This is a genomic window from Streptomyces sp. NPDC031379 (assembly GCF_055569615.1).
The window spans coordinates 1-1492 of sequence record NZ_JBVIIT010000072.1 but is presented as its reverse complement, the minus strand read 5'-3'; the positions used below and the strand labels follow the sequence as shown (position 1 = coordinate 1492).

At 65.8% G+C, this 1492-nt stretch carries 1 protein-coding gene and 1 pseudogene; both read left to right on the top strand.

Features of this window, described 5'->3' with window-relative positions; translation table 11 throughout:
• Positions 1-651, top strand: a pseudogene (locus ACZ5CW_RS41205) (alpha-1,4-glucan--maltose-1-phosphate maltosyltransferase); the annotation flags it as partial.
• Positions 648-1492: alpha-amylase family glycosyl hydrolase (locus ACZ5CW_RS41200; protein ID WP_468610969.1), on the top strand; the 845-nt coding region annotated here is incomplete at its 3' end. The pseudogene ACZ5CW_RS41205 and the gene ACZ5CW_RS41200, both read left to right, overlap by 4 nt.

The window sequence follows — 1492 nt, the reverse complement described above, 5'->3', positions numbered from 1 at the left end:
ACGGAGCTGTCGGGCGAGGCGGCGGCCTACATGCGGCCGAACTTCTTCCCCAACACCCCCGACATCCTCCACGCCTACCTCCAGCACGGCGGCCGGCCCGCGTTCGAGGTGCGGGCCGTCCTGGCCGCCACCCTCTCCCCCGCCTGGGGCGTCTACAGCGGCTACGAGCTGTGCGAGAACACCCCGCTCAGGGAGGGCGGCGAGGAGTACCTGGACTCGGAGAAGTACCAGATCAAGCCACGGGACTGGGAAGCGGCCGAGCGGGAGGGGCGGACCATCGCGCCCCTGATCACCCGGCTCAACGACGTCCGGAGGCGCAGTCCGGCCCTGCGGCAACTGCGTGATCTCCACTTCCACCACGTGGACAAGGACGCGGTGATCGCCTACTCGAAGCGGAGCGGATCGAACACGGTTCTCGTTGTCGCCAACCTCGACCCCCACCACACCCAGGAGGCCACGGTCTCGTTGGACATGCCGCAACTCGGCCTGGACTGGCACGAGTCCGTGCCGGTGCGCGACGAGCTCACCGGCGAGACCTACTACTGGGGCAGGACCAACTATGTGCGCCTCGAACCGGGTCATAGGCCCGCGCATGTCTTCACCGTCCTGCGACCGTCCAACCCGCAGATCGGAGGGTCACCCACAATATGATCGTCAATGAGCCCGTTCCGGACACCTTCGAGGACACTCCCGCCAAGGACCGGGACCCGGAGTGGTTCAAGCGCGCCGTCTTCTACGAGGTACTCGTCCGCTCCTTCCAGGACAGCAACGGCGACGGCGTCGGCGACCTGAAGGGCCTGACCGCCAAGCTCGACTATCTGCAATGGCTCGGCGTGGACTGCCTCTGGCTGCCGCCGTTCTTCAAGTCACCGCTCAGGGACGGCGGTTACGACGTCTCCGACTACACCGCCGTACTGCCCGAGTTCGGCGACCTCGCCGACTTCGTGGAGTTCGTGGACGCCGCACACCAGCGCGGCATGCGCGTGATCATCGACTTCGTCATGAACCACACCAGCGACCAGCACCCGTGGTTCCAGGAGTCCAGGCGCGACCCGGACGGTCCGTACGGCGACTACTACGTCTGGGCCGACGACGACAAGCAGTACCAGGACGCTCGCATCATCTTCGTCGACACCGAGGTCTCCAACTGGACGTACGACCCGGTACGCAAGCAGTACTACTGGCATCGCTTCTTCTCGCACCAGCCGGATCTGAACTACGAGAACCCGGCCGTGCAGGAGGAGATGATCTCCGCACTCAAGTTCTGGCTGGATCTCGGCATCGACGGGTTCCGGCTGGACGCGGTGCCGTACCTGTACCAGCAGGAGGGCACCAACTGCGAGAACCTGCCCGCCACCCACGAGTTCCTCAGGCGGGTCCGCAAGGAGATCGACACGCAGTACCCGGACACCGTGCTGCTGGCGGAGGCCAACCAGTGGCCCGAGGACGTCGTCGACTACTTCGGCGACTACTCCTCCGGCGGCGACGAATG